The sequence below is a fragment of the Pseudomonas sp. MM213 genome (assembly GCF_020423045.1).
Taxonomy (GTDB): Bacteria; Pseudomonadota; Gammaproteobacteria; order Pseudomonadales; family Pseudomonadaceae; genus Aquipseudomonas; species Aquipseudomonas migulae.
Window position 1 is genome coordinate 2,305,003 of sequence record NZ_CP081943.1, and the last position, 24,069, is coordinate 2,329,071.

At 60.5% G+C, this 24,069-nt stretch carries 19 protein-coding genes; 7 read left to right on the plus strand and 12 right to left on the minus strand.

Annotated features, from left to right (window positions below; translation table 11 throughout):
- The first annotated feature begins 2 nt into the window (after window positions 1-2).
- From nuoK to nuoN, 4 genes are read left to right on the plus strand one after another with little or no spacing between them, the layout of a single operon-like run.
- Window positions 3-311, plus strand: a complete 309-nt coding sequence (nuoK, locus tag K5R88_RS10470; protein WP_007940879.1) for an NADH-quinone oxidoreductase subunit NuoK — start codon at window positions 3-5, stop codon at window positions 309-311.
- Window positions 308-2,161, plus strand: coding sequence for an NADH-quinone oxidoreductase subunit L (gene nuoL, locus K5R88_RS10475; protein WP_008032743.1), 1,854 nt, complete (start codon window positions 308-310; stop codon window positions 2,159-2,161). Before nuoK ends, nuoL begins: the two co-directional genes overlap by 4 nt.
- A gap of 40 nt (window positions 2,162-2,201) precedes the next feature.
- Entirely contained in the window at window positions 2,202-3,734 is a 1,533-nt protein-coding gene (gene nuoM / locus K5R88_RS10480) for an NADH-quinone oxidoreductase subunit M (protein WP_008032746.1), read from the plus strand.
- A gap of 7 nt (window positions 3,735-3,741) precedes the next feature.
- On the plus strand, window positions 3,742-5,205 hold the full coding sequence (gene nuoN / locus K5R88_RS10485) for an NADH-quinone oxidoreductase subunit NuoN (protein WP_008032749.1): 1,464 nt from the start codon (window positions 3,742-3,744) through the stop codon (window positions 5,203-5,205).
- Window positions 5,206-5,963: 758 nt separating this feature from the next.
- Here the strand turns inward: nuoN and K5R88_RS10490 are convergent.
- From K5R88_RS10490 to K5R88_RS10515, 6 genes are read right to left on the minus strand one after another with little or no spacing between them, the layout of a single operon-like run.
- Entirely contained in the window at window positions 5,964-7,706 is a 1,743-nt protein-coding gene (locus tag K5R88_RS10490; RefSeq protein ID WP_008043892.1) for an ABC transporter substrate-binding protein, read from the minus strand.
- Between the two features lie 47 nt (window positions 7,707-7,753).
- A complete protein-coding gene (locus tag K5R88_RS10495) occupies window positions 7,754-8,026 on the minus strand; it encodes a DUF2160 domain-containing protein (RefSeq protein WP_032829048.1) in 273 nt (90 codons plus the stop codon).
- A gap of 10 nt (window positions 8,027-8,036) precedes the next feature.
- Window positions 8,037-8,837, minus strand: a complete 801-nt coding sequence (locus K5R88_RS10500) for a carbohydrate ABC transporter permease (protein ID WP_008032760.1) — start codon at window positions 8,835-8,837, stop codon at window positions 8,037-8,039.
- 8 nt (window positions 8,838-8,845) lie between these two features.
- Complete coding sequence (locus K5R88_RS10505) at window positions 8,846-9,712, minus strand: carbohydrate ABC transporter permease (protein ID WP_008032762.1); 867 nt, start codon at window positions 9,710-9,712, stop codon at window positions 8,846-8,848.
- Window positions 9,709-10,806 (minus strand): ABC transporter ATP-binding protein, encoded by a 1,098-nt coding sequence (locus K5R88_RS10510; RefSeq protein WP_226299924.1) that lies wholly within the window; start codon window positions 10,804-10,806, stop codon window positions 9,709-9,711. Before K5R88_RS10510 ends, K5R88_RS10505 begins: the two co-directional genes overlap by 4 nt.
- Window positions 10,806-11,900 carry an ABC transporter ATP-binding protein gene (locus tag K5R88_RS10515; protein ID WP_008032765.1) on the minus strand — a complete coding sequence of 365 codons (1,095 nt, stop codon included), beginning with the start codon at window positions 11,898-11,900 and terminating at the stop codon, window positions 10,806-10,808. Before K5R88_RS10515 ends, K5R88_RS10510 begins: the two co-directional genes overlap by 1 nt.
- Window positions 11,901-12,353: 453 nt before the next feature.
- Between K5R88_RS10515 and K5R88_RS10520 the strand changes: the two genes are divergently transcribed.
- The gene (locus K5R88_RS10520) at window positions 12,354-14,192 is read left to right on the plus strand and encodes a sigma-54-dependent Fis family transcriptional regulator (RefSeq protein WP_226299925.1); all 1,839 of its coding nucleotides are present in this window, start codon (window positions 12,354-12,356) and stop codon (window positions 14,190-14,192) included.
- Window positions 14,193-14,407: 215 nt separating this feature from the next.
- Here the strand turns inward: K5R88_RS10520 and cysS are convergent, their stop codons facing one another.
- Together cysS and K5R88_RS10530 are read right to left on the minus strand one after the other, a co-directional pair.
- Window positions 14,408-15,790 carry a cysteine--tRNA ligase gene (gene cysS / locus K5R88_RS10525; protein ID WP_008032770.1) on the minus strand — a complete coding sequence of 461 codons (1,383 nt, stop codon included), beginning with the start codon at window positions 15,788-15,790 and terminating at the stop codon, window positions 14,408-14,410.
- Between the two features lie 17 nt (window positions 15,791-15,807).
- The gene (locus K5R88_RS10530) at window positions 15,808-17,508 is read right to left on the minus strand and encodes a glutamine--tRNA ligase/YqeY domain fusion protein (RefSeq protein WP_192227324.1); all 1,701 of its coding nucleotides are present in this window, start codon (window positions 17,506-17,508) and stop codon (window positions 15,808-15,810) included.
- A 250-nt stretch (window positions 17,509-17,758) separates the two neighbouring features.
- Between K5R88_RS10530 and K5R88_RS10535 the strand changes: the two genes are divergently transcribed.
- Together K5R88_RS10535 and lpxH are read left to right on the plus strand one after the other, a co-directional pair.
- The gene (locus K5R88_RS10535; RefSeq protein ID WP_008032775.1) at window positions 17,759-18,262 is read left to right on the plus strand and encodes a peptidylprolyl isomerase; all 504 of its coding nucleotides are present in this window, start codon (window positions 17,759-17,761) and stop codon (window positions 18,260-18,262) included.
- Window positions 18,259-19,011 carry a UDP-2,3-diacylglucosamine diphosphatase gene (lpxH, locus tag K5R88_RS10540; protein ID WP_207286675.1) on the plus strand — a complete coding sequence of 251 codons (753 nt, stop codon included), beginning with the start codon at window positions 18,259-18,261 and terminating at the stop codon, window positions 19,009-19,011. Before K5R88_RS10535 ends, lpxH begins: the two co-directional genes overlap by 4 nt.
- Window positions 19,012-19,115: 104 nt before the next feature.
- On the opposite strand, the gene K5R88_RS10545 is transcribed toward lpxH, so the two are convergent.
- The 4 genes from K5R88_RS10545 to K5R88_RS10560 all read right to left on the minus strand — a co-directional run bounded on the left by K5R88_RS10545 (window position 19,116) and on the right by K5R88_RS10560 (window position 23,978).
- On the minus strand, window positions 19,116-20,645 hold the full coding sequence (locus K5R88_RS10545) for a DHA2 family efflux MFS transporter permease subunit (protein ID WP_008032779.1): 1,530 nt from the start codon (window positions 20,643-20,645) through the stop codon (window positions 19,116-19,118).
- A 175-nt stretch (window positions 20,646-20,820) separates the two neighbouring features.
- A complete protein-coding gene (locus K5R88_RS10550; protein ID WP_226299926.1) occupies window positions 20,821-22,023 on the minus strand; it encodes an HlyD family secretion protein in 1,203 nt (400 codons plus the stop codon).
- A gap of 15 nt (window positions 22,024-22,038) precedes the next feature.
- Window positions 22,039-23,508: an efflux transporter outer membrane subunit gene (locus tag K5R88_RS10555; protein WP_207286672.1), complete on the minus strand. Its 1,470-nt coding sequence runs from the start codon at window positions 23,506-23,508 to the stop codon at window positions 22,039-22,041.
- Window positions 23,505-23,978: a MarR family winged helix-turn-helix transcriptional regulator gene (locus K5R88_RS10560; RefSeq protein ID WP_008032787.1), complete on the minus strand. Its 474-nt coding sequence runs from the start codon at window positions 23,976-23,978 to the stop codon at window positions 23,505-23,507. The genes K5R88_RS10555 and K5R88_RS10560 overlap by 4 nt, the downstream gene beginning before the upstream one ends.
- Window positions 23,979-24,069: the final 91 nt, after the last annotated feature.

The window sequence follows — 24,069 nt, forward strand, 5'->3', positions numbered from 1 at the left end:
CGATGCCTGCTATCCCTTTGGAGCATGGTCTGGCGGTCGCCGGCATCCTGTTCTGCCTCGGTCTGGTCGGCCTGATGGTCCGCCGCAACATTCTCTTCGTGCTGATGAGCCTGGAGGTCATGATGAATGCCTCCGCGTTGGCGTTCATCGTTGCCGGTAGCCGCTGGGCGCAACCGGATGGACAGATCATGTTCATCCTGGTGATCAGCCTGGCAGCCGCCGAGGCCAGTATTGGCCTGGCGATCCTGCTGCAACTGTATCGCCGCTTCCACACGCTCGATATCGACGCTGCCAGTGAGATGCGCGGATGAATCTTCTCTATCTGACTTTCGTATTCCCTCTCATCGGTTTCCTGCTGCTGTCGTTCTCCCGTGGACGCCTCTCGGAAAACCTGTCGGCGCTGATCGGCGTCGGTTCCATCGGCCTGTCTGCCATCGTCACCGCTTACGTGATCTGGCAGTTCAACGTTGCGCCACCTGAAGGCGGTCACTACACCCAGGTGTTGTGGCAGTGGATGGCGGTGGAAGGCTTCACGCCGAACTTCGCGCTGTACCTGGATGGTCTGTCCCTGACCATGCTCGGTGTGGTCGTCGGCGTCGGCTTCCTGATCCACCTGTTCGCGTCCTGGTACATGCGCGGTGAAGCCGGTTACTCGCGTTTCTTCGCCTACACCAACCTGTTTATCGCCAGCATGCTGTTCCTGGTCCTGGGCGATAACCTGTTGTTCCTGTACTTCGGCTGGGAAGGCGTGGGCCTGTGCTCGTACCTGTTGATCGGTTTCTACTACAGCAACCGCAACAACGGTAACGCGGCACTCAAAGCCTTCATCGTGACCCGCATCGGCGACGTGTTCATGGCCATCGGCCTGTTCATCCTGTTCGCCCAACTGGGTACGCTGAACGTCCAGGAACTGCTGGTGCTGGCACCGCAGAAATTCCAGGCCGGCGACTTCTGGATGGTCATGGCCACCCTGATGCTGCTGGGCGGCGCTGTCGGTAAATCCGCGCAACTGCCACTGCAAACCTGGCTGGCGGATGCGATGGCCGGCCCTACTCCGGTTTCGGCACTGATCCACGCCGCGACCATGGTGACCGCCGGTGTCTACCTGATCGCCCGTACCCACGGCCTGTTCACCCTGGCGCCGGAAATCCTACATCTAGTAGGAATCGTCGGTGGCGTGACCCTGGTACTCGCCGGTTTCGCGGCACTGGTTCAGACCGACATCAAACGTATCCTCGCCTACTCGACCATGAGCCAGATCGGCTACATGTTCCTGGCGTTGGGCGTTGGCGCATGGGATGGCGCGATCTTCCACCTGATGACCCACGCCTTCTTCAAGGCGCTGCTGTTCCTTGCGTCCGGTGCGGTGATCGTTGCCTGCCACCACGAGCAGAACATCTTCAAGATGGGCGGCCTGTGGAAGAAACTGCCACTGGCCTACGCCAGCTTCATCGTCGGCGGCGCGGCCCTGGCGGCCCTGCCACTAGTGACCGCAGGCTTCTACTCCAAGGACGAAATCCTGTGGGAAGCGTTTGCCAGCGGCAACCAGGGTCTGCTGTACGCAGGTCTGGTCGGTGCGTTCATGACTTCGCTGTACACCTTCCGCCTGATCTTCATCGCGTTCCACGGTGAAGTGAAGACCGAAGCGCACGCCGGTCACGGCATCGCTCACTGGCTGCCACTGTCGGTGCTGATCGTATTGTCCACCGCCATTGGCGCGATGATCGTTCCGCCACTGCACGGCGTGCTGCCGGAAAGCGTTGGCCACGCCGGCGGCGAAGCCAAGCACAGTCTGGAAATCGCCTCGGGCGCCATCGCCCTGGCCGGTATCCTGCTGGCCGCGTTGCTGTTCCTCGGCAAGCGTCGTTTCGTCACTGCAATCGCTAACAGCGGCATCGGCCGCTTCCTTTCGGCCTGGTGGTTCGCTGCCTGGGGCTTCGACTGGATCTACGACAAACTGTTCGTCAAGCCATACCTGGCGATCAGCCATGTACTGCGCAAAGACCCGCTCGACCAGACCATCGGTCTGATCCCGCGTATGGCCAAAGGCGGTCACACCGCCCTGAGCCGTACCGAAACCGGTCAACTGCGTTGGTACGCGGCATCGATGGCAGCCGGCTCCGTGCTGGTCATCGGCGCCATCGTGCTGGTAGCGGTCTGAATATGAACCTTGCGAACTTGCGAAAGGAATTGAGCCCGTCATGATTCTGCCTTGGCTAATCCTGATCCCCTTCATCGGCGGCCTGCTGTGCTGGATGGGTGAGCGCTTCGGCGCCACCCTCCCCCGCTGGATTGCGCTGATCACCATGTCCCTGTTGCTTTCCCTCGGCCTCTGGCTGTGGGCCACCGGTGACTATTCATTTGCCCCGGCGCCTGGCGCCGACCCGACCTGGGCGCTTGAGTTCAAGCACATCTGGATCGAGCGCTTCGGCATCAGCGTGCACCTGGCCCTCGACGGCCTGTCGCTGCTGATGATCATGCTGACCGGTCTGCTGGGTGTGCTTTCGGTACTCTGCTCGTGGAAAGAGATTCAACGTCACGTTGGCTTCTTCCACTTGAACCTGATGTGGATCCTGGGCGGTGTCGTCGGCGTGTTCCTCGCCCTCGACCTGTTCATGTTCTTCTTCTTCTGGGAAATGATGCTGGTGCCGATGTACTTCCTCATCGCGCTCTGGGGTCACAGTTCTTCGGACGGCAAGAAAACCCGGATCTACGCGGCGACCAAGTTCTTCATCTTCACTCAGGCTTCCGGCCTGATCATGTTGGTGGCGATCCTGGGTCTGGTACTGGTCAACTTCAACGACACCGGCGTGATTACCTTCAACTACGCCGACCTGTTGAAAACCAAGATGTCGCTGACCACCGAGTACATCCTGATGCTCGGTTTCTTCATCGCCTTCGCGGTCAAGCTGCCAGTCGTACCGTTCCACTCCTGGTTGCCTGATGCTCACGCCCAGGCGCCGACCGCAGGTTCCGTCGACCTGGCCGGTATCTTGTTGAAAACCGCTGCGTACGGTCTGCTGCGTTTCGCCCTGCCGCTGTTCCCGAATGCGTCGGCCGAGTTTGCGCCGATCGCCATGACCCTCGGTCTGATCGGTATTTTCTACGGCGCGTTCCTGGCTTTCGCACAAACCGACATCAAGCGTCTGATCGCCTTCTCGTCCGTTTCCCACATGGGTTTCGTACTGATCGGCATCTACTCCGGCAGCCAACTGGCGCTGCAGGGCGCGGTGATGCAGATGCTGGCGCACGGTCTGTCGGCCGCGGCACTCTTTATCCTGAGCGGTCAGTTGTACGAGCGCACCCACACCCGCGACATGCGTGAAATGGGTGGCCTGTGGTCGAAGATCGCTTACCTGCCGGCCCTCAGCCTGTTCTTCGCAGCCGCGTCGCTGGGCTTGCCGGGCACCGGTAACTTTGTCGGTGAGTTCCTGATCCTGATCGGTACCTTCCCTGCTGCACCGTTGGTCACCATCATCGCGACGTCTGGCCTGGTGTTCGGTTCGGTCTACTCGCTGATCATGATCCACCGTGCGTACTTCGGTCCGGCCAAATCGGACGCGGTGCTGCATGGCATGGACGGTCGCGAACTGATCATGGTGGTCGGTCTGGCGGCATTGCTGATCTACATCGGCGTGTACCCGCAACCGTTCCTCGATACCTCTGCTGCGACGATGCATGGCGTGCAGCAATGGCTCGGCACCGCCTTCACTCAACTCGCTTCGGCCCGGTAAGAGCGCTATGGAATTCACGACTCAACACTTTATCGCGCTAGCGCCGTTGTTGATCACCAGCGCCACGATCATCGTGGTGATGCTGGCGATTGCCTGGCGCCGCAACCACTCGCAGACCTTCCTGATTTCCGTGGCGGGCCTGAACCTGGCGTTGCTGTCGATCCTGCCAGCCTTGAAAGTCGCGCCATTGGCCGTGACCCCACTGCTGCAGATCGATAGCTTTGCCTGCTTGTACATGGCGCTGATCCTGGTCGCCACCCTGGCCTGTGTGACCCTCGCCCACGCCTACCTCGGCGATGGCGGTTCGGGTTACCCGGGCAACCGCGAAGAACTGTACCTGCTGATCCTGATGGCCGCCGCCGGTGGCCTGGTTCTGGTCAGCGCGCAGCACCTGGCCGGGTTGTTCATCGGTCTGGAACTGCTCTCGGTGCCGGTCTACGGTCTGGTGGCCTACGCCTTCTTCAACAAGCGTTCGCTGGAAGCCGGTATCAAGTACATGGTGCTGTCGGCCGCCGGTTCCGCGTTCCTGTTGTTCGGTATGGCCCTGCTCTACGCCGATTCCGGCAGCCTGAGCTTTGTCGGTATCGGCCAGGCCCTCGCGGCCACCGGCCTGCCAAGCTCCCTGGCGCAGATGGGCCTGGGCATGATGCTGATCGGTCTGGCGTTCAAACTGTCGCTGGTACCGTTCCATCTCTGGACTCCGGACGTTTACGAAGGTGCTCCGGCACCGGTAGCGGCGTTCCTGGCGACCGCTTCCAAAGTCGCTGTGTTCGCGGTGATGGTGCGTCTGTTCCAGATTTCGCCAGCGGCGAGCAGCGGTGTACTCAGCGACGTGCTGACCATCATCGCCATCGCCTCGATCCTGTTCGGTAACCTGCTGGCCCTGACCCAAAGCAACCTCAAGCGTCTGCTGGGTTACTCGTCCATCGCGCACTTCGGCTACCTGCTGATCGCCCTGGTGGCGAGCAAGGGTCTGGCCGTGGAAGCCATCGGCGTGTACCTGGTCACCTACGTGATCACCAGCCTCGGCGCCTTCGGCGTGATCACCCTGATGTCCTCGCCGTACAACGGCCGTGACGCGGATGCCCTGTACGAATACCGCGGCCTGTTCTGGCGCCGTCCGTACCTGACCGCCGTCCTGACCGTGATGATGCTGTCCCTGGCCGGTATCCCGCTGACCGCGGGCTTCATCGGCAAGTTCTACATCATTGCCACCGGTGTCGAGTCGCACCAATGGTGGCTGGTCGGTTCCCTGGTACTGGGCAGCGCCATCGGCGTGTTCTACTACCTGCGCGTCATGGTCACTCTGTACCTGATGGAGCCAAACCTGCGTCGCCACGATGCGCAACTGCATTGGGAGCAACGTGCAGGCGGCGTGATGCTGCTGGCCATCGCCGTACTGGCGTTCTTCCTCGGGCTGTATCCGCAGCCGTTGCTGGCTCTGGTTCAACAGGCTGGTCTGGCGGGTTGATCGCTTAGCGGTAGATCGTAGAAAACAGAAACGGCACCTTCGGGTGCCGTTTTTGCGTTTGTGGGGTTTGGTACTGATGTTTTTCCCCCTCCTCCGGCGTACATATCCATTTTTGCGGTAACGGCGGCTATGGGTTTCGCCCTTACGGCGAGTCACTTTCGAAAAGCGCGAAAGTAACCAAAGCGCTCTTGCCCCTTTCGTTCGGTGCCTCGCTGTGGCTCGGCATGCCCTCGCTCCGGTCCTGCTCCGTGGGCCCGCCGCCATCGGCCATCCATGGCCGGGGGCGGCTAACCCGGCATCCATGCCGGGTTGCCCACTGCGCAGAACCTGCGCTCGGCCTCTCGAGGGGGCGCTCAGATCAAAAGCTGAAGGCGAGCTAACGCTCGGCCTGATGAGTGGTGGAAAGCAAAAGCGTATGGGATTCCCTGTAGGAGCCGGCTTGCCGGCGAAAAGCGTCTAGGCGACGCGTTCACTCAGACAGCACGCGTTATCGTTGACGTCCATCGCTGGCAAGCCAGCTCCTACAATTTCGAACCGTGTGAACCCAATCCCCTGTAGGAGCCGGCTTGCTGCGGGCGGCGTTCCGACGATAGCGGTGGATCAGTCAACGTATGTATTGGCTGGACAGATGCTATCGCCAGCAAGCCGGCTCCTACAGGGGAACGTGTGCAACTGGGTAATCAGGTTGGCTGATACTGAAAAAGGCACAAACAAAAACGGCACCTTACGGTGCCGTTCGCCTTTCTCAGTCCCGCCGTTTACTTACGCGCATCTGCCCACGATTTCAGCAGTTCGTTGTAGCTCACGGTTTCACCCTTAGGCTTTTCGTTCGCCAGTTTCGGTTTTGGTGCACCCGGCTGATCGAACCAGTATTGCGCATCGCGCTCAGGGTTCATTTTCGGGGCGCAGGTGGCTTGGGCCTTTGAGCGTTCCAGGCGGGACATGATCGCGTCCTGATCCTTGGCCAGGCCGTCGAGCGCCTGTTGAGGGGTTTTGTCGCCGCTGGCGGCTTCGGCGATGTGGCTCCACCACAGTTGCGCCAGACGCGGATAGTCCGGCACGTTGGTCCCGGTCGGGGTCCATTGCACACGGGCCGGGCTGCGGTAGAACTCCACCAGACCACCGAGTTTCGGTGCCAGGTCGGTCATCGCTTGCGAGTTGATGTCCGACTCGCGGATCGGTGTCAGGCCGACGATGGTTTTCTTCAGCGACACGGTTTTCGACGTCACGAACTGCGCATAGAGCCAGGCAGCCAGTTTCTGTTTCTCAGGCGTGGACTTCATGAACGTCCAGGAACCCACGTCCTGATAACCCAGCTTCATGCCCTCTTCCCAATACGGACCGCGCGGCGAAGGCGCCATGCGCCATTTCGGTGTGCCGTCGGCGTTCACCACGGGCAGACCCGGTTTGGTCATGTCGGCGGTGAATGCGGTGTACCAGAAGATCTGTTGGGCGATGTTGCCCTGGGACGGTACCGGGCCGGACTCGGAGAAGGTCATGCCCGCCGCTTCCGGTGGTGCGTAGGCCTTGAGCCAGTCGACGTATTTGGTGGTGGCAAATACCGCCGCCGGGCCGTTGGTGTCGCCACCGCGAGTCACGCTGGAACCGACCGGGTGGCAGTCCTCGACGCGGATGCCCCACTCGTCCACCGGCAAACCGTTAGGCAAGCCCTTGTCGCCACCACCCGCCATGGAGAACCAGGCATCGGTGAAGCGCCAGCCCAGGGACGGGTCTTTCTTGCCGTAGTCCATGTGCCCGTAGACCCGCTTGCCGTCGATTTCCTTGACGTCTTCGCTGAAGAATTTGGCGATGTCTTCATAGGCCGACCAGTTCACCGGAACGCCCAACTCGTAACCGTACTTTTCCTTGAACTTGGCTTTAAGGTCGGCGCGCTCGAACCAGTCGGCGCGGAACCAGTAGAGGTTGGCGAACTGTTGGTCGGGCAGTTGATAGAGCTTGCCGTCGGGCGCGGTGGTGAAGGAAAGGCCGATGAAATCCTTGAGGTCCAGGGTCGGCGAAGTGAAGTTTTTACCTTCATTGGCCATCAGGTCGGTAATGGATTCGGTCTTGCCGTAACGGAAGTGCGTACCGATCAGGTCCGAGTCGTTGACCCAGCCGTCATAGATGCTCTTGTCCGACTGCATCACGGTCTGCAGCTTTTCCACCACGTCGCCTTCCTGCAGCAAATCGTGGGTCACCTTGATCCCGGTGATCTCGGTAAAAGCCTTGGCCAACACCTTGGACTCATATTCGTGAGTGGTCAGGGTTTCCGAGACGACCTTGATGTCCATCCCGCGAAACGGCTCGGCGGCCTTGATGAACCACTTCAGTTCCGCGAGCTGCTGATCCGCCGACAGGGTGGACGGTTTGAACTCGCTGCCGATCCATTTTTTCGCGGCTTCTTCGTAGGCATCGGCCCAGGCCGAAGCGCTCAAACCGCTGAGTGCCAGCATGGCTGCCAATGAAATGCTATGTCGCAGCTTATTGTTTTTGTCGAACATAGAGACCTCCTTTTAGGGTTTCGGAGCAACATTGCCGAGCGATTCGACTAGCCCCAACGCATCACAGCCAACAGCCACACCAGGGACAACGCGAACGCTACCCAGATGCTCCAGTCGGTGACGCCGATTACCAGCAAATGCAGGTAGGCGCTGCCGAGAAGACCGATAAACAGCCGATCGCCACGGGTGGTGGCAATCGGCAAAAAACCACGCCGAAGAACGCTCGGCGAGCGTAGTTCCCACGTCGTCATGCCCACCAGAATCAGGCCAATGACGGTGAAGAACGCCGCTGTGGGGACAGTCCAACTCATCCATTCCATCATCAGTTCCTCATACTCGGCCGAGGGCAAAGCCCTTGGCCACGTGGTTACGGACAAACCAGATCACCAGCATGCCCGGCAGGATGGTCAACACCCCCGCCGCCGCCAGCACGCCCCAGTCGATGCCGGACGCCGAGACCGTTCGGGTCATCACCGCCGCGATCGGCTTGGCGTTGACCGAGGTCAGCGTCCGCGCCAGCAACAATTCGACCCAGGAAAACATGAAGCAGAAGAACGCCGTTACGCCGATCCCCGAGCCAATCAGCGGCACAAAAATCTTCACGAAAAACTTGGGAAAACTGTAGCCATCAATGTAGGCAGTTTCGTCGATTTCCTTCGGAACGCCGGACATGAAGCCCTCGAGAATCCACACCGCCAACGGCACGTTGAACAGGCAATGCGCCAACGCCACGGCGATGTGGGTGTCGAACAGGCCGATCGACGAATACAGCTGGAAGAACGGCAACAGGAATACCGCCGGTGGTGCCATGCGGTTGGTCAGCAGCCAGAAGAACAGGTGCTTGTCGCCGAGAAAGCGATAACGCGAGAACGCATACGCCGCCGGCAACGCCACGCTCAACGAAATCAGCGTGTTCAGGCTCACGTAATACAGCGAGTTGAGGTAACCGGTGTACCAGGCCGGATCGGTGAAGATCACCTTGTAGTTGGCAAAGGTGAAATCCTGCGGAAACAGCGTCAGGCCGCTGAGGATTTCGGTGTTGCTCTTGAAGGACATGTTCAGCAGCCAGTAGATCGGCACCAGCAGGAACAGGATGTAGATCAGCAGTGGAATCAGCTTTCTCTTGCTCATGGTGGGCCTCAGCGGTTGGCGTCAGAGTGAGTCATGGCGGTGTAGAACAGCCAGGACACCAACAGGATGATCAGGAAGTACACCAGCGAGAACGCCGCCGCCGGGCCAAGGTCGAATTGGCCGATGGCCATTTGCGTCAGGGTCTGGCTGAGGAAGGTCGTGGCATTGCCCGGCCCGCCGCCCGTGAGCACGAACGGCTCGGTGTAGATCATGAAACTGTCCATGAACCGCAGCATCACCGCGATCAACAGCACGCTCTTGAGCTTGGGCAACTGGATGTGTCGGAACACCGCCCAGGCCGATGCGCGATCAATCCGCGCCGCCTGGTAATACACGTCCGGAATCGCCCGCAGCCCGGAAAAACACAACAGCGCCACCAGCGAAGTCCAGTGCCAGACGTCCATCACCAGCACCGTGACCCAGGCGTCCATGGTGTTGGCCGCATAGTTATAGTTGATGCCCATCGCGTTGAGGCTCGAACCAAGCAAGCCAATGTCGGCCCGGCCGAAGATCTGCCAGATAGTGCCGACCACGTTCCATGGAATCAGCAGCGGAATCGCCAGGATGATCAGCACCAGGGAAGACCAGCGGCCCTTGGTCGGCATGGTCAGGGCGATGGCGATGCCCAGCGGGATTTCGATCAGCAGCACGCAGCCGGAGTAGATGAACTGTCGCAGCAGCGAGTCGTGCAGCCGTGGGTCGAGCAGCACCTGTTTGTACCAGTCGGCGCCGACGAAGTAGCGGCTGGACTGGTCGAAGATGTCCTGCACCGAATAGTTGACCACGGTCATCATCGGGATCACCGCACTGAACGCCACCAGCAAAAACACCGGCAGCACCAGCCACCAGGCCTTGTTGTTCTGCACCTTGTTCATGGCAGCACCTCCAGCAGGTAATCATCGGCATAGACCATCAACCATTGCGCCGGAAAGCTGATGTACGCCGTGCCCTCCGGCACCGGTTTGTCTTCGGCCAACCGCACTTTCAACGTCACGCCGTCGAGGTTCAGGGTCATGATCTTGTAGGTGCCGAGGTCTTCGACGTGTACGACCTTTGCCTGCATCGCGTCGTCAAACGGTTCGTCCCACACGTGTACGAACTCGGGTCGGATGCCAACCTTCAGGGTTTTCCATTCGGACCCGACGATGCGTTGCAGTTGCGCCTCGGACAACGGCAAATGCGTCGAGGCAAAACCGACACCGCCCGGTTGCGGCTGCACGTCGATCAGGTTCATCCCCGGGCTGCCGATGAAATAACCGACAAAGGTATGGCTCGGCCGTTCGAACAATTCCCGTGGCGTGCCGAATTGCACGATCTGCCCGCCGTACATCACCGCGATCTTGTCGGCGAAGGTCGAGGCTTCGAGTTGATCGTGGGTGACGTAGACCATGGTGATGTTGAATTGCTCGTGGATCTGTTTGAGCTTGCGCCGCAGCTTCCACTTCAAGTGCGGGTCGATCACCGTCAGCGGCTCATCGAAGAGGATGGCGGAGACGTCATCGCGCACCAGCCCGCGACCCATCGAGACTTTCTGTTTTTCGTCAGCGGTGAGGTTGCGCGCCTTCTTGCTCAGCAACGCCTGGAGGTCGAGGACCTCGGCAATTTCCTGCACCTTGCTGTGAATTTTCGCTTCGGCCATGCCCTGATTGCGCAGCGGAAAGGCCAGGTTATCGAACACCGTCATGGTGTCGTAGACCACCGGAAACTGGAAAACCTGAGCGATGTTGCGCTTCTCCGGGGTCAGGTCGTTGACCGCTTTGCCATCGAACAGGACATGGCCCTGGGACGGGCTGAGCAACCCGGAAATGATGTTGAGCAAGGTCGATTTGCCGCAGCCCGACGGGCCGAGCAAGGCATAGGCGCCGCCCTGCTCCCAGATGTGATCCATCTCGCGGATCGCGTAATCCTCGGGGCCGCTCGGTGTGCGCGTGTAACTGTGGGCGAGGTTCTGCAAACGGATTTCGGCCATCAGGCAACCCTCGATATACGGCGACCGGGCGCCTGGACCAGCCGCCCCTGCGCATCGAACACAAACAGTTTATGGGTCGGGATATAGATGCGGATCGGCGCATCGACGTCGTATTCGTGAACCCCGGGCAAATGCAGCACCAGCAGGAAATGCTCGTTGCGCACGTGGAGGAAGGTTTCCGAGCCGCTGATCTCCGCGACCTCGACGGTCACTGCCAGTTCGAGGTCATCGTCGTTGCTCGGCACCAGCGAGATATGGCTCGGACGCACGCCGAAGCGGAACTCGCCTTCGCCCACCGGACGCAAATCGACGTTCAACGGGAAGTGCACGAAATTGGCGAAGCTGACTTCGTTGCCGGCGATGCGCCCGGGCATCAGGTTGATCGGCGGTTCGGAGAACAGCTCGGCGGCCAGCACCGATTGCGGCTGGTGATAGACCTCGGAGGACTTGCCGCTCTGGATCACCCGGCCTTCGTGAAGAATGGTCGTGGTGCCACCGAGCGCCAGCGCTTCGTTGGGTTCGGTGGTGGCGTAGATGGCGATGGTGTGCCGCGCCTTGAACAGCTCGCGCATTTCCTGGCGCAGTTCTTCGCGCAACTTGTAGTCGAGGTTGACCAGCGGCTCGTCGAACAGGATCAGCTCGGCGTCCTTGACCAGCGCCCGGGCCATCGCGGTGCGCTGTTGCTGACCGCCGGAGAGCTCGAGCGGATAGCGCTGGAGAAACTTCTCGATGCGCAGCATCTTCGCGGTTTCCAGCACTTTGCTCTGGATCAGTTCGTTGGACACGCCGGCCTGACGCAGCGGCGAGGCGATGTTCTCGAACACCGTCATGGTCGGGTAGTTGATGAACTGCTGATAGACCATCGACACGTTGCGCAAACGCACCGGGCGTTGGGTGACGTCGACGCCGTTCATCAGGATGCGGCCGCTGTCGGGCTTGTCCAGGCCCGCCATCAGGCGCATGAGACTGGTTTTGCCGGACAGCGTGCGGCCAAGCAAAACGTTGAAAGATCCAGGTTCGAAACTCAGGCACGCATCGTCGATCCAGGTCTGGCCCTCGACGGTGCGGCTGACGTGCTCCAGAGTGAGTGACATGGCTCGGCCTTTTTATTATTGGAGTCAAGCGACCGGAGCAGTAGAGCGAGTTTCATGCCAGAAATTGCAAGTGGTTGATCTGGTTTGGAAATCCTTGATACAGCAGTGGAAGCGCTTTCGTTGCTGAACAGAAATGAACAACGACGGCTGAACAATTGAACAATCGAACCGTTGACAATGAACAATAGTGAACAACACTCTACGGACTGTTCACGGTCCCTGTAGGAGCCAGGCTTGCCGGCGAAGGCGTCTTTGAAATCGCCTTCGCCGGCAAGCCTGGCTCCTACAGGGCGCAGGCACAGAATTGCAGTACCTGTGGGAGCGAGCCTGCTCGCGATTACGGTGGGTCAGTCAATTTGATTTCGACTGACCCACCGTAATCGCGAGCAGGCTCGCTCCCACAGGGGGAATACCTATAACAACAATAAAAGCGTTATTCAGAGGCTGACTGTAATGGCCGCACCTGCCCCCGTTTTGTCCCACGACGCCATCATCCAGGACTCCTGGTCCCGTTGCCGCGCGTTCGGGCTCGATCATCAGAGTGCCCCGGCATTCGACCAGCTACCGGCGGCGGACATCGCGCAGTTGCTGGAAAGCCAGCATTCATTGGTGCAGACCACCCATCAGGAGGTCCTGCCCTACTACGAAAACATCCTCAGCAATTCCAATTGCCTGATCATGCTCGCCGACAATCAGGGCCAGGTCCTGACCTCCTGGGGCACCCAGCGCTTCATCGAGCCGAGCCTGACCCGCGGCTTCAGCGCCGGCGCCAGCTGGATGGAGCGCTGCAGCGGCACCAATGCGATCGGCACCGCACTGGCCTGTGAGCAGGCGGTGCACATCGAGCACGATGAACACTTCCTCAAGGCCAACCGCTTCATGACCGGTTCCGCCGCGCCGATTTTCGATGCCGAACGCAAGGTCATCGCGGTGCTGGACGTGTCCAGTGACAGTTACCTGCCGCCGTCCCACACCCTCGGCATGGTCAAGATGATGAGCCAGACCGTGGAGAACCGGCTGATCCTCAACCTGTTCCATGGCCAGCACTTTCAACTGACGTTCAATACCGGGTTGAACAATCTCGACAGCCAATGGGCGGGATTGTTGATTTTCGATGAGACCGGCCAGGTGCTCTCAGCCAATCGCCGCGCCGACAATCTGCTGGGCATCAGCCTGTCGCGGGTCAGTGTCGAAAGCCTGTTCAAGGTCTCATTGCTGGAACTTCTGAATCAGCCGGACGGCCTGCCCTTCTCCCTCCAGGCGTCCGGGCGCAACCGCTTCCAGTGCCTGTTGAAGCGGCCGAAACAGGCACCGATCCAGGCAAGAATGTTCGCCGAGCCCGCCGTGACGGCACCCGCACCCGCCGCGATCAGCCTCAATACCCTGCACTTCGGCGACAGCCGTGTGGAAAAAGCCGTGCGCCAGGCCGAGCGCCTGCTGGAGAAAGACATTCCGCTGTTGATCCACGGCGAAACCGGGGTCGGCAAGGAAGTGTTCGTCAAGGCGCTGCATCAGGCCAGTTCTCGCAGCAAACAACCATTCATTGCCGTCAACTGTGCAGCGATCCCCGCCGAACTGGTGGAGTCCGAGCTGTTTGGCTACGAGAAAGGCGCGTTTACGGGTGCCAATCAGAAAGGCAGCATCGGGCTGATTCGCAAGGCCGACAAAGGCACGCTGTTTCTCGATGAAATCGGCGACATGCCATTGCCGACCCAAGCCCGGCTATTAAGGGTTTTGCAGGAACGCTGCGTGCAGCCGGTGGGCAGCAGCGAGCTGTTCCCGGTGGATATCCGCATTATCTCGGCGACTAACCGTTCGTTGCGCGAGCAGGTTCAGTTGGGACGGTTTCGCGAAGACCTGTATTACCGGATCGGCGGCTTGACCCTGGAATTGCCGCCGCTCAGGGAACGCAGCGACAAGCAGGCGCTGTTCAAACGCTTGTGGGAACAACACCGTGAACCGTCGCAGTGGGCCGGGCTGAGCCGTGAGGTGCTGGAGTTGTTCGGCCGTCATCCGTGGCCGGGGAATTTAAGGCAGGTCAGCAGCGTGATGCAGGTGGCGCTGGCCATGGCGGAAGAGCAACCGGTGCGGCCGGAGCATTTGCCGGATGATTTTTTTGTCGATCTGGAGATGGAACCGGTGGAGGTGGATGAGCCGCTGGCGGTTGATTTGAATGATGTGGAGGATTTGAATCGGCAGTTGCAGGCGGCTGGGGGGAATATTTCCCATCTGGCGCGGCGGTTGGGGGTTAGTCGCAATACCCTTTACAAGCGGTTGCGCCAGTCGGAATGATGGGGCATCCGTAGCGGCGGCGCCCGGTTTGAGACCATTCGCGGGCAAGCCTCGCTCCTACAGGGACCGTGCCGTTCGCCAACTCCGTGAACGACGCGGTCCCTGTAGGAGCGAGGCTTGCCCGCGAAGACGTCAGCCCTGTCACCGCTGAATCAATCCCACCCCAAAAACAAAAACCCGCACAAGGCGGGTTTTGTTTGTAACAAACGCAGCAATCAGTCAGCCAGACGCCAGGTCGTGCCACCCTTGCCATCTTCCAGCACCACACCCATCGCGGTCAGTTGATCGCGAATACGGTCGGATTCAGCCCAGTCCTTACCCGCACGTGCCGCCAGACGCGCAGCAATCAGCGCATCAACCTCAGCCGCATCAACCCGCCCTTCGGCACCGGCCTGCAGGAAGTCATCGGCCTCAAGCTGCAACACACCCAGCACGCTCGCCAGCTCTTTCAGACGCGCCGCCAGACCTGCCGCCGCATCAAGATCGCTCTCACGCAGACGGTTGATCTCGCGAACCATCTCGAACAGCACCGCGCAGGCTTCCGGCGTGCCGAAGTCGTCGTTCATCACCTGAGTGAAGCGCTCGACGAACGCTTCGCCGCCAGCAGGCGCGACAGTCGGCAGGCCTTTCAACGCATGGTAGAAACGCTCGAGTGCGCCTTTGGCGTCCTTGAGGTTGTCTTCCGAATAGTTGATCGCGCTGCGGTAGTGGCTCGACACCAGCAGGTAACGCACGACTTCCGGGTGGTACTTTTCCAGCACGTCGCGAATGGTGAAGAAGTTGTTCAAGGACTTGGACATCTTCTCGCCATTGATGCGAATCATGCCGCAATGCATCCACGCGTTGGCGTAGGTCTTGCCGGTGGCCGCTTCGCTCTGGGCGATTTCGTTTTCATGGTGCGGGAACTCAAGGTCGCTGCCGCCGCCATGAATGTCGAAGGTCTCGCCCAGGCAGCAGGTCGACATCACCGAGCATTCGATGTGCCAGCCCGGACGACCGTCGCCCCACGGCGATGGCCAGCTCGGTTCACCCGGCTTGGCGCCTTTCCACAGCACGAAGTCCAGCGGGTCCTGCTTGGACTCGTCGACTTCGATCCGCGCGCCGATGCGCAGGTCTTCGATCTTCTTGCGCGACAGCTTGCCGTAGCCCATGAACTTGGCGACGCGGTAGTACACGTCGCCATTGCCCGGTGCGTAGGCGTAACCCTTGTCGATCAGGGTCTGGATCATGGTCTGCATGCCAGCGATGTGATCGGTGGCCCGCGGTTCCATGTCCGGCTTGAGGATGTTGAGGCGCGCCTCGTCCTCGTGCATCGCGGTGATCATGCGCTCGGTCAGCACGTCGAACGGCTCGCCGTTCTCCTTGGCCCGATTGATGATCTTGTCTTCAATGTCGGTGATATTGCGCACATACGTCAGGTTATAACCGCTGAACCGCAACCAGCGGGTCACCAGGTCAAACGCGACCATGCTGCGGCCGTGGCCAATGTGGCAGTAGTCGTACACGGTCATCCCGCAGACGTACATGCGCACATTGTTGCCATCCAGCGGCTTGAATACTTCTTTGCTCTTGGTGAGCGTGTTGTAGATCGAAAGCACGTTAGAGGTTCCTTGAATCACTGGCCCCACGAATCACGCAAGGTCACGGTACGGTTGAATACCGGAGCACCTGGTTTCGAGTCCTTGATATCCGCGCAGAAGTAACCTTCGCGCTCGAACTGGAAACGGTCTTCCGGCTGTGCATTGCCCAGCGAGGGTTCAGCACGACAACCAGTGAGTACTTGCAGCGAATCAGGGTTGATGTTGTCCAGGAAACTGGCGCTGTCTTCGGCCTTTTCAGGGTTCGGCGAGCGGAACAGGCGATCGTACAGACGCACTTCGCACTCGACGCTGGCCGCGGCCGGCACCCAGTGAATCACGCCTTTGACCTTGCGGCCTTCAGGGTTCTTGCCCAGGGTTTCCGGGTCGTACGAGCAACGCAGTTCGACGATGTTGCCATCGGCGTCCTTGATCGCTTCGTCGGCACGGATCACATAGCTGCCACGCAGACGCACTTCACCAGCCGGTTCCAGGCGCTTGTAGCCTTTTGGCGGCTCTTCCATGAAGTCATCGCGGTCGATGTAGATTTCACGGGCGAACGGCAGCTTGCGCACGCCGAGTTCTTCTTTCTGCGGGTGACGAGGCAGTTCGAGGTGGTCGACCTTGTCTTCCGGGTAATTGGTGATCACGACCTTCAGCGGACGTAGGACGCACATGGCGCGCGGGGCGTTCGCGTCGAGGTCCTGACGGATGCTGAACTCAAGCATGCCGAAGTCAACCACGCCGTCGGAACGGTTGGTGCCGATCATGTCGCAGAAATTGCGGATCGACGCCGGGGTGTAGCCACGGCGGCGGAAGCCGGACAGCGTGGACATGCGCGGATCGTCCCAGCCATTGACGTGCTTCTCATCGACCAACTGCTTGAGCTTGCGCTTGCTGGTGATGGTGTAGTTCAGGTTCAGGCGGCTGAACTCGTACTGGCGCGGGTTCGCCGGCACCGGCAGGTTCTCGAGGAACCACTCGTACAGCGGACGGTGGCTTTCGAACTCCAGGGTGCAGATCGAGTGGGTGATGCCTTCGATGGCGTCCGACTGACCGTGGGTGAAGTCGTAGTTCGGGTAGATGCACCACTTGTCACCGGTCTGGTGGTGATGCGCATGACGGATGCGATACATGATCGGATCGCGCAGGTTCATGTTCGGCGAAGCCATGTCGATCTTGGCCCGCAGCACACGTGCGCCGTCCGGGAACTCGCCGGCGCGCATGCGAGCGAACCAGTCGAGGTTTTCTTCGACGCTGCGATCACGGAACGGGCTGTTGCGGCCCGGCTCGGTCAGAGTGCCACGGTATTCCTTGGCTTGTTCAGGGCTCAGGTCGTCAACGTAGGCCTTGCCGGCCTTGATCAGTTCAACGGCCCAGTCGTGCAACTGGTCGAAATACTGCGAGGCATAGCGCACTTCGCCGGACCATTCGAAACCCAGCCATTTGACGTCGCTTTCGATGGCGTCGATGTATTCCTGGTCTTCCTTGGCCGGGTTGGTGTCGTCGAAACGCAGGTGGGTGACGCCGCCAAACTCCTGGGCCAGACCGAAGTTCACACAGATCGACTTGGCGTGACCGATGTGCAGGTAGCCGTTGGGCTCAGGCGGGAAACGGGTGACGATCTGCGTGTGCTTACCCGAGTCCAGGTCCGCCTGGATGATCGGGCGCAGGAAATTGACCGGCACGGCAGGGCCGGTCTTGGAATTCGAGGTAGGGTCGACAGTGGGCTTGCTCATAGGATCCTTGAACGTACAAGTGCGCGGCCGGAACACGGGCCTGATAAAACAAAGCCGCTATCATAGCCGAAGCCGTCAAGTCGCTGACAGTACAGGCCCGAAAACGGCTGCATTTAATCGGATGCAAATGAAAAACAGCCTCGAAATTGGCGTCTGTCGCGCTAAACTGCGCACCTTGGCCGACATCGGCCGGACCGGTTGAGGGCTCGACAGCCCTGAAACCCACGAATTCCCAGAAAGAGTACCGATCATGACCCAAGTCAAACTGACCACCAACCACGGCGACATCGTCCTGGAACTGAACGCTGAGAAAGCCCCGATCACCGTGGCCAACTTCATCGAGTACGTTAAAGCCGGTCACTACGAAAACACTGTTTTCCACCGCGTCATCGGTAACTTCATGATCCAGGGCGGCGGTTTCGAGCCAGGCATGAAAGAAAAGAAAGACAAGCGCCCAAGCATCCAGAACGAAGCCGACAACGGTCTTTCCAACGACAAATACACCGTCGCCATGGCCCGCACCATGGAGCCGCATTCGGCTTCCGCCCAGTTCTTCATCAACGTCGCTGACAACAGCTTCCTGAACCACAGCGGCAAGAACGTTCAGGGCTGGGGCTACGCAGTGTTCGGCAAAGTGACCGCCGGTACCGACGTTGTCGACAAGATCAAAGGCGTGTCCACCACCTCCAAGGCCGGCCACCAGGACGTACCAGCAGACGACGTGATCATCGAGAAAGCCGAGATCATTGAGTGATATTGCTGATTTCAGACTTGCATCTGGAAGAGGAGCGCCCGGACATCACCCGGGCGTTTCTGGATTTGCTCGCCGGACGCGCCCGCTCGGCGAGTGCGTTGTACATCCTCGGCGACTTTTTCGAAGCGTGGATTGGCGACGATGCCATGACGCCCTTCCAGCGTTCCATCTGCCAGGCCCTGCGCGACCTCAGCGACAGCGGCACGGCGATTTTTCTGATGCACGGCAATCGTGACTTCATGCTCGGCCAGGCCTTTTGCAAACAGGCCGGTTGTACATTGCTGAAGGACCCGAGTGTCGTGCAGTTCAACGGCGAGCCGGTGCTCTTGATGCACGGCGACAGCCTCTGCACCCGCGACGAGGCTTACATGAAGCTGCGTCGTTACCTGCGCAACCCGATCACCCTGTTCATCCTGCGCCACTTGCCATTGCGCACCCGCCATAAACTGGCGCGCAAACTGCGCAGCGAAAGCCGTGCGCAGACGCGGATGAAGGCCAATGACATTGTCGATGTCACGCCGGACGAAGTGCCACGGGTGATGCAGGCCTATGGCGTGAAAACCCTGATCCACGGGCACACCCATCGCCCGGCCATCCACAAGTTGCAGATTGGCGAGCAAGCGGCCAAGCGCATTGTGCTGGGGGATTGGGATCGCCAGGGCTGGGCGTTGCAGGTGGATGAGAGCGGGTTTGCGTTGGCGCCGTTTGATTTCCCGCCGACACCTGGACTTGCAATACAACACCTGTAGGAGCGAGGCTTGCCCGCGAAGGCGTCGTGTCAGTCAACATCAATGCTGAATGATACGACGCTTTCGCGGGCAAGCCTCGCTCCTACAGGGCGTCTGCGGTGGGCCTAGTGGCCGGAGGCCGCGGGCCCGGCCTTTGCCGCGAACGGTGGTTTCGCCAGCCACACCAGCACGATCAACCCCATGAACGCCCACCCCAGCAACGTGAAGTAATCCACGGTGGAGAGCATGTACGCCTGACTGGTCAGCACATGATCGAGCTGCGCATACGCCGGGTTGTTCGCACCGCCCAGCGCATTCAGGGCCTCGCGGGTCGCCGGTTCGTAGGTGCTGATGCTCTCGCTCATGTACGCGTGATGCTGATCCGCCCGACGAATCCAGATCCACGTGGTCAACGACGCCGCAAAACTGCCGCCCAGTGTCCGCAGGAACGTCGCGAGGCCCGCGCCATCGGCAATCTGGCTCGGTGGCAGGTCCGACATCAAAATGCTCAAGGTCGGCATGAAGAACAGCGCCACGCCAATACCCATGAACAGTTGCACCAGGGCGATGTGCTGGAAGTCCACTTCGTTGGTGAACCCGGCGCGCATGAAGCAGCTGAGGCCAATCGCCAGGAACGCCAGGCCCGCCAATAACCGCAGGTCGAACTTGTGCGCGTACTTGCCGACAAACGGCGAGAGGATCACCGGCAGAATCCCGATCGGCGCCACCGCCAGCCCGGCCCACGTTGCCGTGTAGCCCATCTGCGTTTGCAGCCATTGCGGCAGGATCAGGTTGATGCCGAAGAACCCGGCGTAACCCAGCACCAGCACAATCGTGCCGATGCGGAAGTTGCGATACGCGAACAAGCGCAGGTTGACCACCGGGTGTTTGTCGGTCATTTCCCAGATCACGAACACCGCCAGCGCAATCGCGGAAATGGCCGCGCCGATGAGGATGAAATTCGATTCAAACCAGTCGAGGTCGTTGCCCTTGTCGAGGATCACCTGCAACGCGCCGACACCGATGATCAACGTGATCAGACCGACGTAATCCATTGGCTGATAACTGGTCACCACCGGCCGCGCCTTGAGCTGCGAACGCACCACCATCACCGCGAAAACCCCGATTGGCACGTTGATGAAGAAGATCCACGGCCAGCTATAACTGTCGGTAATCCAGCCGCCCAGAATCGGCCCGGCAATCGGCGCCACCACCGTGACCATCGCCAGCAACGCCAGGGCCATGCCGCGCCTGGCGGGGGGATAGACCGCGATCAGCAGCGTCTGGGTCATCGGGTACAACGGCCCGGCCACCAGACCTTGCAGCACCCGAAAGCCAATCAGCTCCGGCATCGAGGTGGAAATACCGCAGAGAAACGAAGCCAGCACAAACAGGATCGTCGCCCACAGAAACAGTTTCACTTCGCCAAAGCGCCGACTGAGCCAGCCAGTCAGCGGCAGCGCAATCGCATTGCTCACCGCAAACGAGGTGATCACCCAGGTGCCCTGCTCCGAACTCACGCCCAGGTTGCCGGAAATCGTCGGCAACGCCACGTTGGCGATGGTGGTGTCGAGCACTTGCATGAAGGTCGCCAGCGACAGGCCGATGGTGCTGAGCAGCAGGCTGGGCGGGGTGAAAGACGCGTTATTGCTCATCGCGAATCCTTTGAAACCTGATGGGCGCTGCGCCTGTTACAGACGCAGCTGACCGTGTAGGAGCGAGCTTGCTCGCGATGGTGGTCCAGACAACGCGGGTATCCAGACAGCCGCGCGTTATCGTTGACATCCATCGCGAGCAGGCTCGCTCCCACAGGGTCGGTGTCATGGCGAATCAGCGTTGCGCGGTTTTGCTGACCGCTGCGCTGTTGTCGTGGATCAACTGCGTGATCATCGCGTCGGCCTCGGCCAACTGACGGTCGTAGACGCTGGTGCTGAACGACGCCTTTTGCGGCGGCTGTTGCGCCAGCACCGGGCCGCTCTGGTCGCGCAGGTTCACATCGACCTGAGTCGACAGGCCCACGCGCAACGGGTGCCTGGCCAGTTCTTCGGCGTTGATGTGAATCCGCACCGGCACACGCTGGACGATCTTGATCCAGTTCCCGGTGGCGTTCTGCGCCGGTAGCAGGGCAAACGCGCTGCCGGTGCCCGCGCCGAGGCTGTCGATGGTGCCGCTGAATTTCACGTCGCTGCCGTACAGGTCAGCCTGGATATCCACCGGCTGGCCAATGCGCATGTCGCGCAGTTGGGTTTCCTTGAAGTTGGCGTCGATCCACAACTGATCCAGCGGAATCACCGCCATCAGCGCGGTGCCCGGCTGGACCCGTTGACCGAGTTGTACCGAGCGCTTGGCGACGTAACCGGTCACCGGTGCAATCAGAGTGCTGCGGGAATGGTTCAGGTACGCCTGGCGCAGTTGCGCGGCGGCCGACATCACGTCCGGGTGCGACGACACCACGGTGTCATCCACCAGGGCGCTGGTGGTTTTCAGTTGCTGTTTGGCGTTGGCCAGGGCGTTTTGCGCCGAGGTCAGGTCATCGCGAGCGTGGGACAGTTCTTCCTGGGAAATCGCCCCGCCCGCCGCGAGATTTTTCCGGCGATTGAAGTTGTCCTGAGCCTTCTGCACTTCCGCCTGCTGGGCGTTGACCTGGGCTTTCATGCCGTCGACGTTGCTGTACAAGCCGCGCACCTGACGCACGGTGCGAGCGAGGTTGGCCTGGGCACTTTGCAGACCGACTTCGGCGTCGTTCGGGTCGAAATTCACCAGCACCTGGCCTTCATGGACCAGGTCGCCGTCATCAGCGCCGATGCTCACGACGGTGCCGGTGACCAGCGGCGTGATTTCCACCACGTTGCCGTTCACATAGGCGTCGTCGGTGCTTTCGTTCCAGCGCCCGAAGAATTCGTGATAACCCCAGACGCCGACACCGGCGAGGACCACCACGATGGCCAGGACCACCAGCATGACTTTGCGTTTGCGCGGGTTGCTGGTGTCCTGCGGGTTGCCGGAGGTTTGTGTGTTTTGTGCAGTGGCCATGACCATTACCTTGAATTAGTTGTGCTGCGTGGCTGGGGTTGCGTTGGCCGCGGTCAGGGTTTCGCCCTGAAAACCGCCGCCCAGCGCCTGCATCAGTTGGATCGACAGGTCGATCTGCTCGGCATTCAGGTTGGCCAGCTGACGCTGGGCCTGGAGCAATTGCTGCTCGATGCTGAGCACGTCCAGGTAGTTGCCGATGCCGGAACCGTACCGCTGGACCACGGTGTTGTAAGAATCCTGGGCAATGTCGGTGGCGTGCTGCTGAGCGCCGATCTGCCGGCCGATGTCACGCAACTGGTTGATGGTGTCGCTGACATCACCGAGGGCTTTCACCAGGCTTTTGTTGTACTGCGCAACGGCGAGGTCGTAATCGGCGTCGCGGGCATCGAGGTCGGCGCGCAGGCGGCCGCCGTCGAAAATCGGCAGGGAAATGGTCGGTGCGATGTTGAAGAATCGACTGGCCGACCCGAACATCGCATCACCCAGCAACGATTCGGCACCGGCCGCCGCGCTGAGGTTCAGGTTGGGATAGAACCGGGTCTTGCCGGCGTCGATGTTCTTGCTGGCCGCCTCGACCCGCCAGCGCGCGGCCACCAGATCGGGACGACGACCGAGCAACTCGGCGGGCAGGACCGACGGCAATGCGACGGCGCTGGCCTGTAAAATCTTCGGCCGGGCGATTTCGTTGCCGCGATCCGGGCCTTTGCCAAGCAAGACCGCCAAGGCGATTTTCGCGCTTTGCAGGCGTTTCTCGGCGTCGATCAGGCTGGCTTCAGACGTGGCTTCCAGGCTTTCGGTTTGCTGGAACTGGTACTGGCTGTCGATCCCGGAACTCAGGCGACGCTGGCTCAGGTCGAGCATTTGCCGGGTGCGCTTGAGGTCTTCGTTGGCGAGGTCATAAACGATGTGCGCCTGCCCCAGATCGCTGTAGGCGCGGGCGACGTCGGCAGACAGCGTCAACTGCGCGGCCTGCTGATCGACTTCGGCAGCGCGGGCCTGGCCCAACGCGGCTTCCCAGGCGTCGCGCTGACCGCCCCAGAGGTCGAAGTTGTAGTTGAAACTGGCACCGATGTTGCGCACGGTCGAGTAGGCATCGCCCTCGCCTCTCGGGTCTTGATCCCGGGCCAGACGCGAACGGCTGACGCCGGCGCTGGCATCGAGGGTCGGCATCCGCGCAGCGTCGGCGGCATACGCAGCGGCACTGGCCTGATGGGCGCGGGCGTCGGCGATCTGCATGTCGGGGCTGTCGTGCAGGGCTTCGCGAATCAGACCGTCGAGCTGCGGGTCGCCGAGGCTTTTCCACCAGTCGCTTTTCGGCCAGGCCGCAGGCGACAGGGTCACGCCGCTGAGGGATTGCCCGGCCTTGAGGGTTTTCGCATCGAGGCTTTTGCCTTCGGTGGTCAGGCCGCTGTAGCTGGCGCAACCGGCCAGGGTCATGGCCGCGAGCACCAGGCTCAGGCCGGCGCGCAAGGTTTTGCTGCTCATTTGTCACCTACCCGCAGCAGCGTGATCGAGTCACCGGCTGCCACCAAAATTTTCTTCAGGATCTGTTCCAGGGTTTTCAGCTCATCCGGAGTGATCGCACCGGCCAGTTCGTTCATCGCGTCGGCGCCGATCACCGGCAAGCGGTCAGCCAACTGCTGGCCTTGCTCAGTCAACACAAGCTGCACCTGACGGCGGTCCGCTTCGGAGCGTTGGCGGGCGAGGAAACCTTTCTGTTCCAGACGATCGAGCATGCGGGTCATCGAACCGCTGTCGAGTGACAGGTGCCGGCACAGCTCGGCCGGGGTATCGACGCCGTATTGGGCGATGATGATCAGCACTTTGAACTGCGCGGCGGTGATGCCGTGGGGCTCCATGTGCGTGTCGATGATCCGGTCCTTGAGCAGCGCGGCGCGCCCGAGCAGGAGACCGAGATGGCAGTTCTTGAATTCGTCCGGGGTGAAATGTTTCATCTGACCACCAATTAGCTGCCTAGGCAGAGAATGTATGTCGAGATGTTACTGCCTAGGCAGCCAATGTCAACGTAATAGTTAGGTTGCTTTG

What these genes read in the sequence shown, in the direction of transcription:
- nuoK (WP_007940879.1), top strand. Translation starts at nt 3, where the DNA reads ATGCCTGCTATCCCTTTGGAGCATGGTCTGGCGGTCGCCGGCATCCTG.
- nuoL (WP_008032743.1), top strand. Translation starts at nt 308, where the DNA reads ATGAATCTTCTCTATCTGACTTTCGTATTCCCTCTCATCGGTTTCCTG.
- nuoM (WP_008032746.1), top strand. Translation starts at nt 2,202, where the DNA reads ATGATTCTGCCTTGGCTAATCCTGATCCCCTTCATCGGCGGCCTGCTG.
- nuoN (WP_008032749.1), top strand. Translation starts at nt 3,742, where the DNA reads ATGGAATTCACGACTCAACACTTTATCGCGCTAGCGCCGTTGTTGATC.
- K5R88_RS10490 (WP_008043892.1), bottom strand. Translation starts at nt 7,706, where the DNA reads ATGTTCGACAAAAACAATAAGCTGCGACATAGCATTTCATTGGCAGCC.
- K5R88_RS10495 (WP_032829048.1), bottom strand. Translation starts at nt 8,026, where the DNA reads ATGGAATGGATGAGTTGGACTGTCCCCACAGCGGCGTTCTTCACCGTC.
- K5R88_RS10500 (WP_008032760.1), bottom strand. Translation starts at nt 8,837, where the DNA reads ATGAGCAAGAGAAAGCTGATTCCACTGCTGATCTACATCCTGTTCCTG.
- K5R88_RS10505 (WP_008032762.1), bottom strand. Translation starts at nt 9,712, where the DNA reads ATGAACAAGGTGCAGAACAACAAGGCCTGGTGGCTGGTGCTGCCGGTG.
- K5R88_RS10510 (WP_226299924.1), bottom strand. Translation starts at nt 10,806, where the DNA reads ATGGCCGAAATCCGTTTGCAGAACCTCGCCCACAGTTACACGCGCACA.
- K5R88_RS10515 (WP_008032765.1), bottom strand. Translation starts at nt 11,900, where the DNA reads ATGTCACTCACTCTGGAGCACGTCAGCCGCACCGTCGAGGGCCAGACC.
- K5R88_RS10520 (WP_226299925.1), top strand. Translation starts at nt 12,354, where the DNA reads ATGGCCGCACCTGCCCCCGTTTTGTCCCACGACGCCATCATCCAGGAC.
- K5R88_RS10530 (WP_192227324.1), bottom strand. Translation starts at nt 17,508, where the DNA reads ATGAGCAAGCCCACTGTCGACCCTACCTCGAATTCCAAGACCGGCCCT.
- K5R88_RS10535 (WP_008032775.1), top strand. Translation starts at nt 17,759, where the DNA reads ATGACCCAAGTCAAACTGACCACCAACCACGGCGACATCGTCCTGGAA.
- K5R88_RS10545 (WP_008032779.1), bottom strand. Translation starts at nt 20,645, where the DNA reads ATGAGCAATAACGCGTCTTTCACCCCGCCCAGCCTGCTGCTCAGCACC.
- K5R88_RS10550 (WP_226299926.1), bottom strand. Translation starts at nt 22,023, where the DNA reads ATGGCCACTGCACAAAACACACAAACCTCCGGCAACCCGCAGGACACC.
- K5R88_RS10555 (WP_207286672.1), bottom strand. Translation starts at nt 23,508, where the DNA reads ATGAGCAGCAAAACCTTGCGCGCCGGCCTGAGCCTGGTGCTCGCGGCC.
- K5R88_RS10560 (WP_008032787.1), bottom strand. Translation starts at nt 23,978, where the DNA reads ATGAAACATTTCACCCCGGACGAATTCAAGAACTGCCATCTCGGTCTC.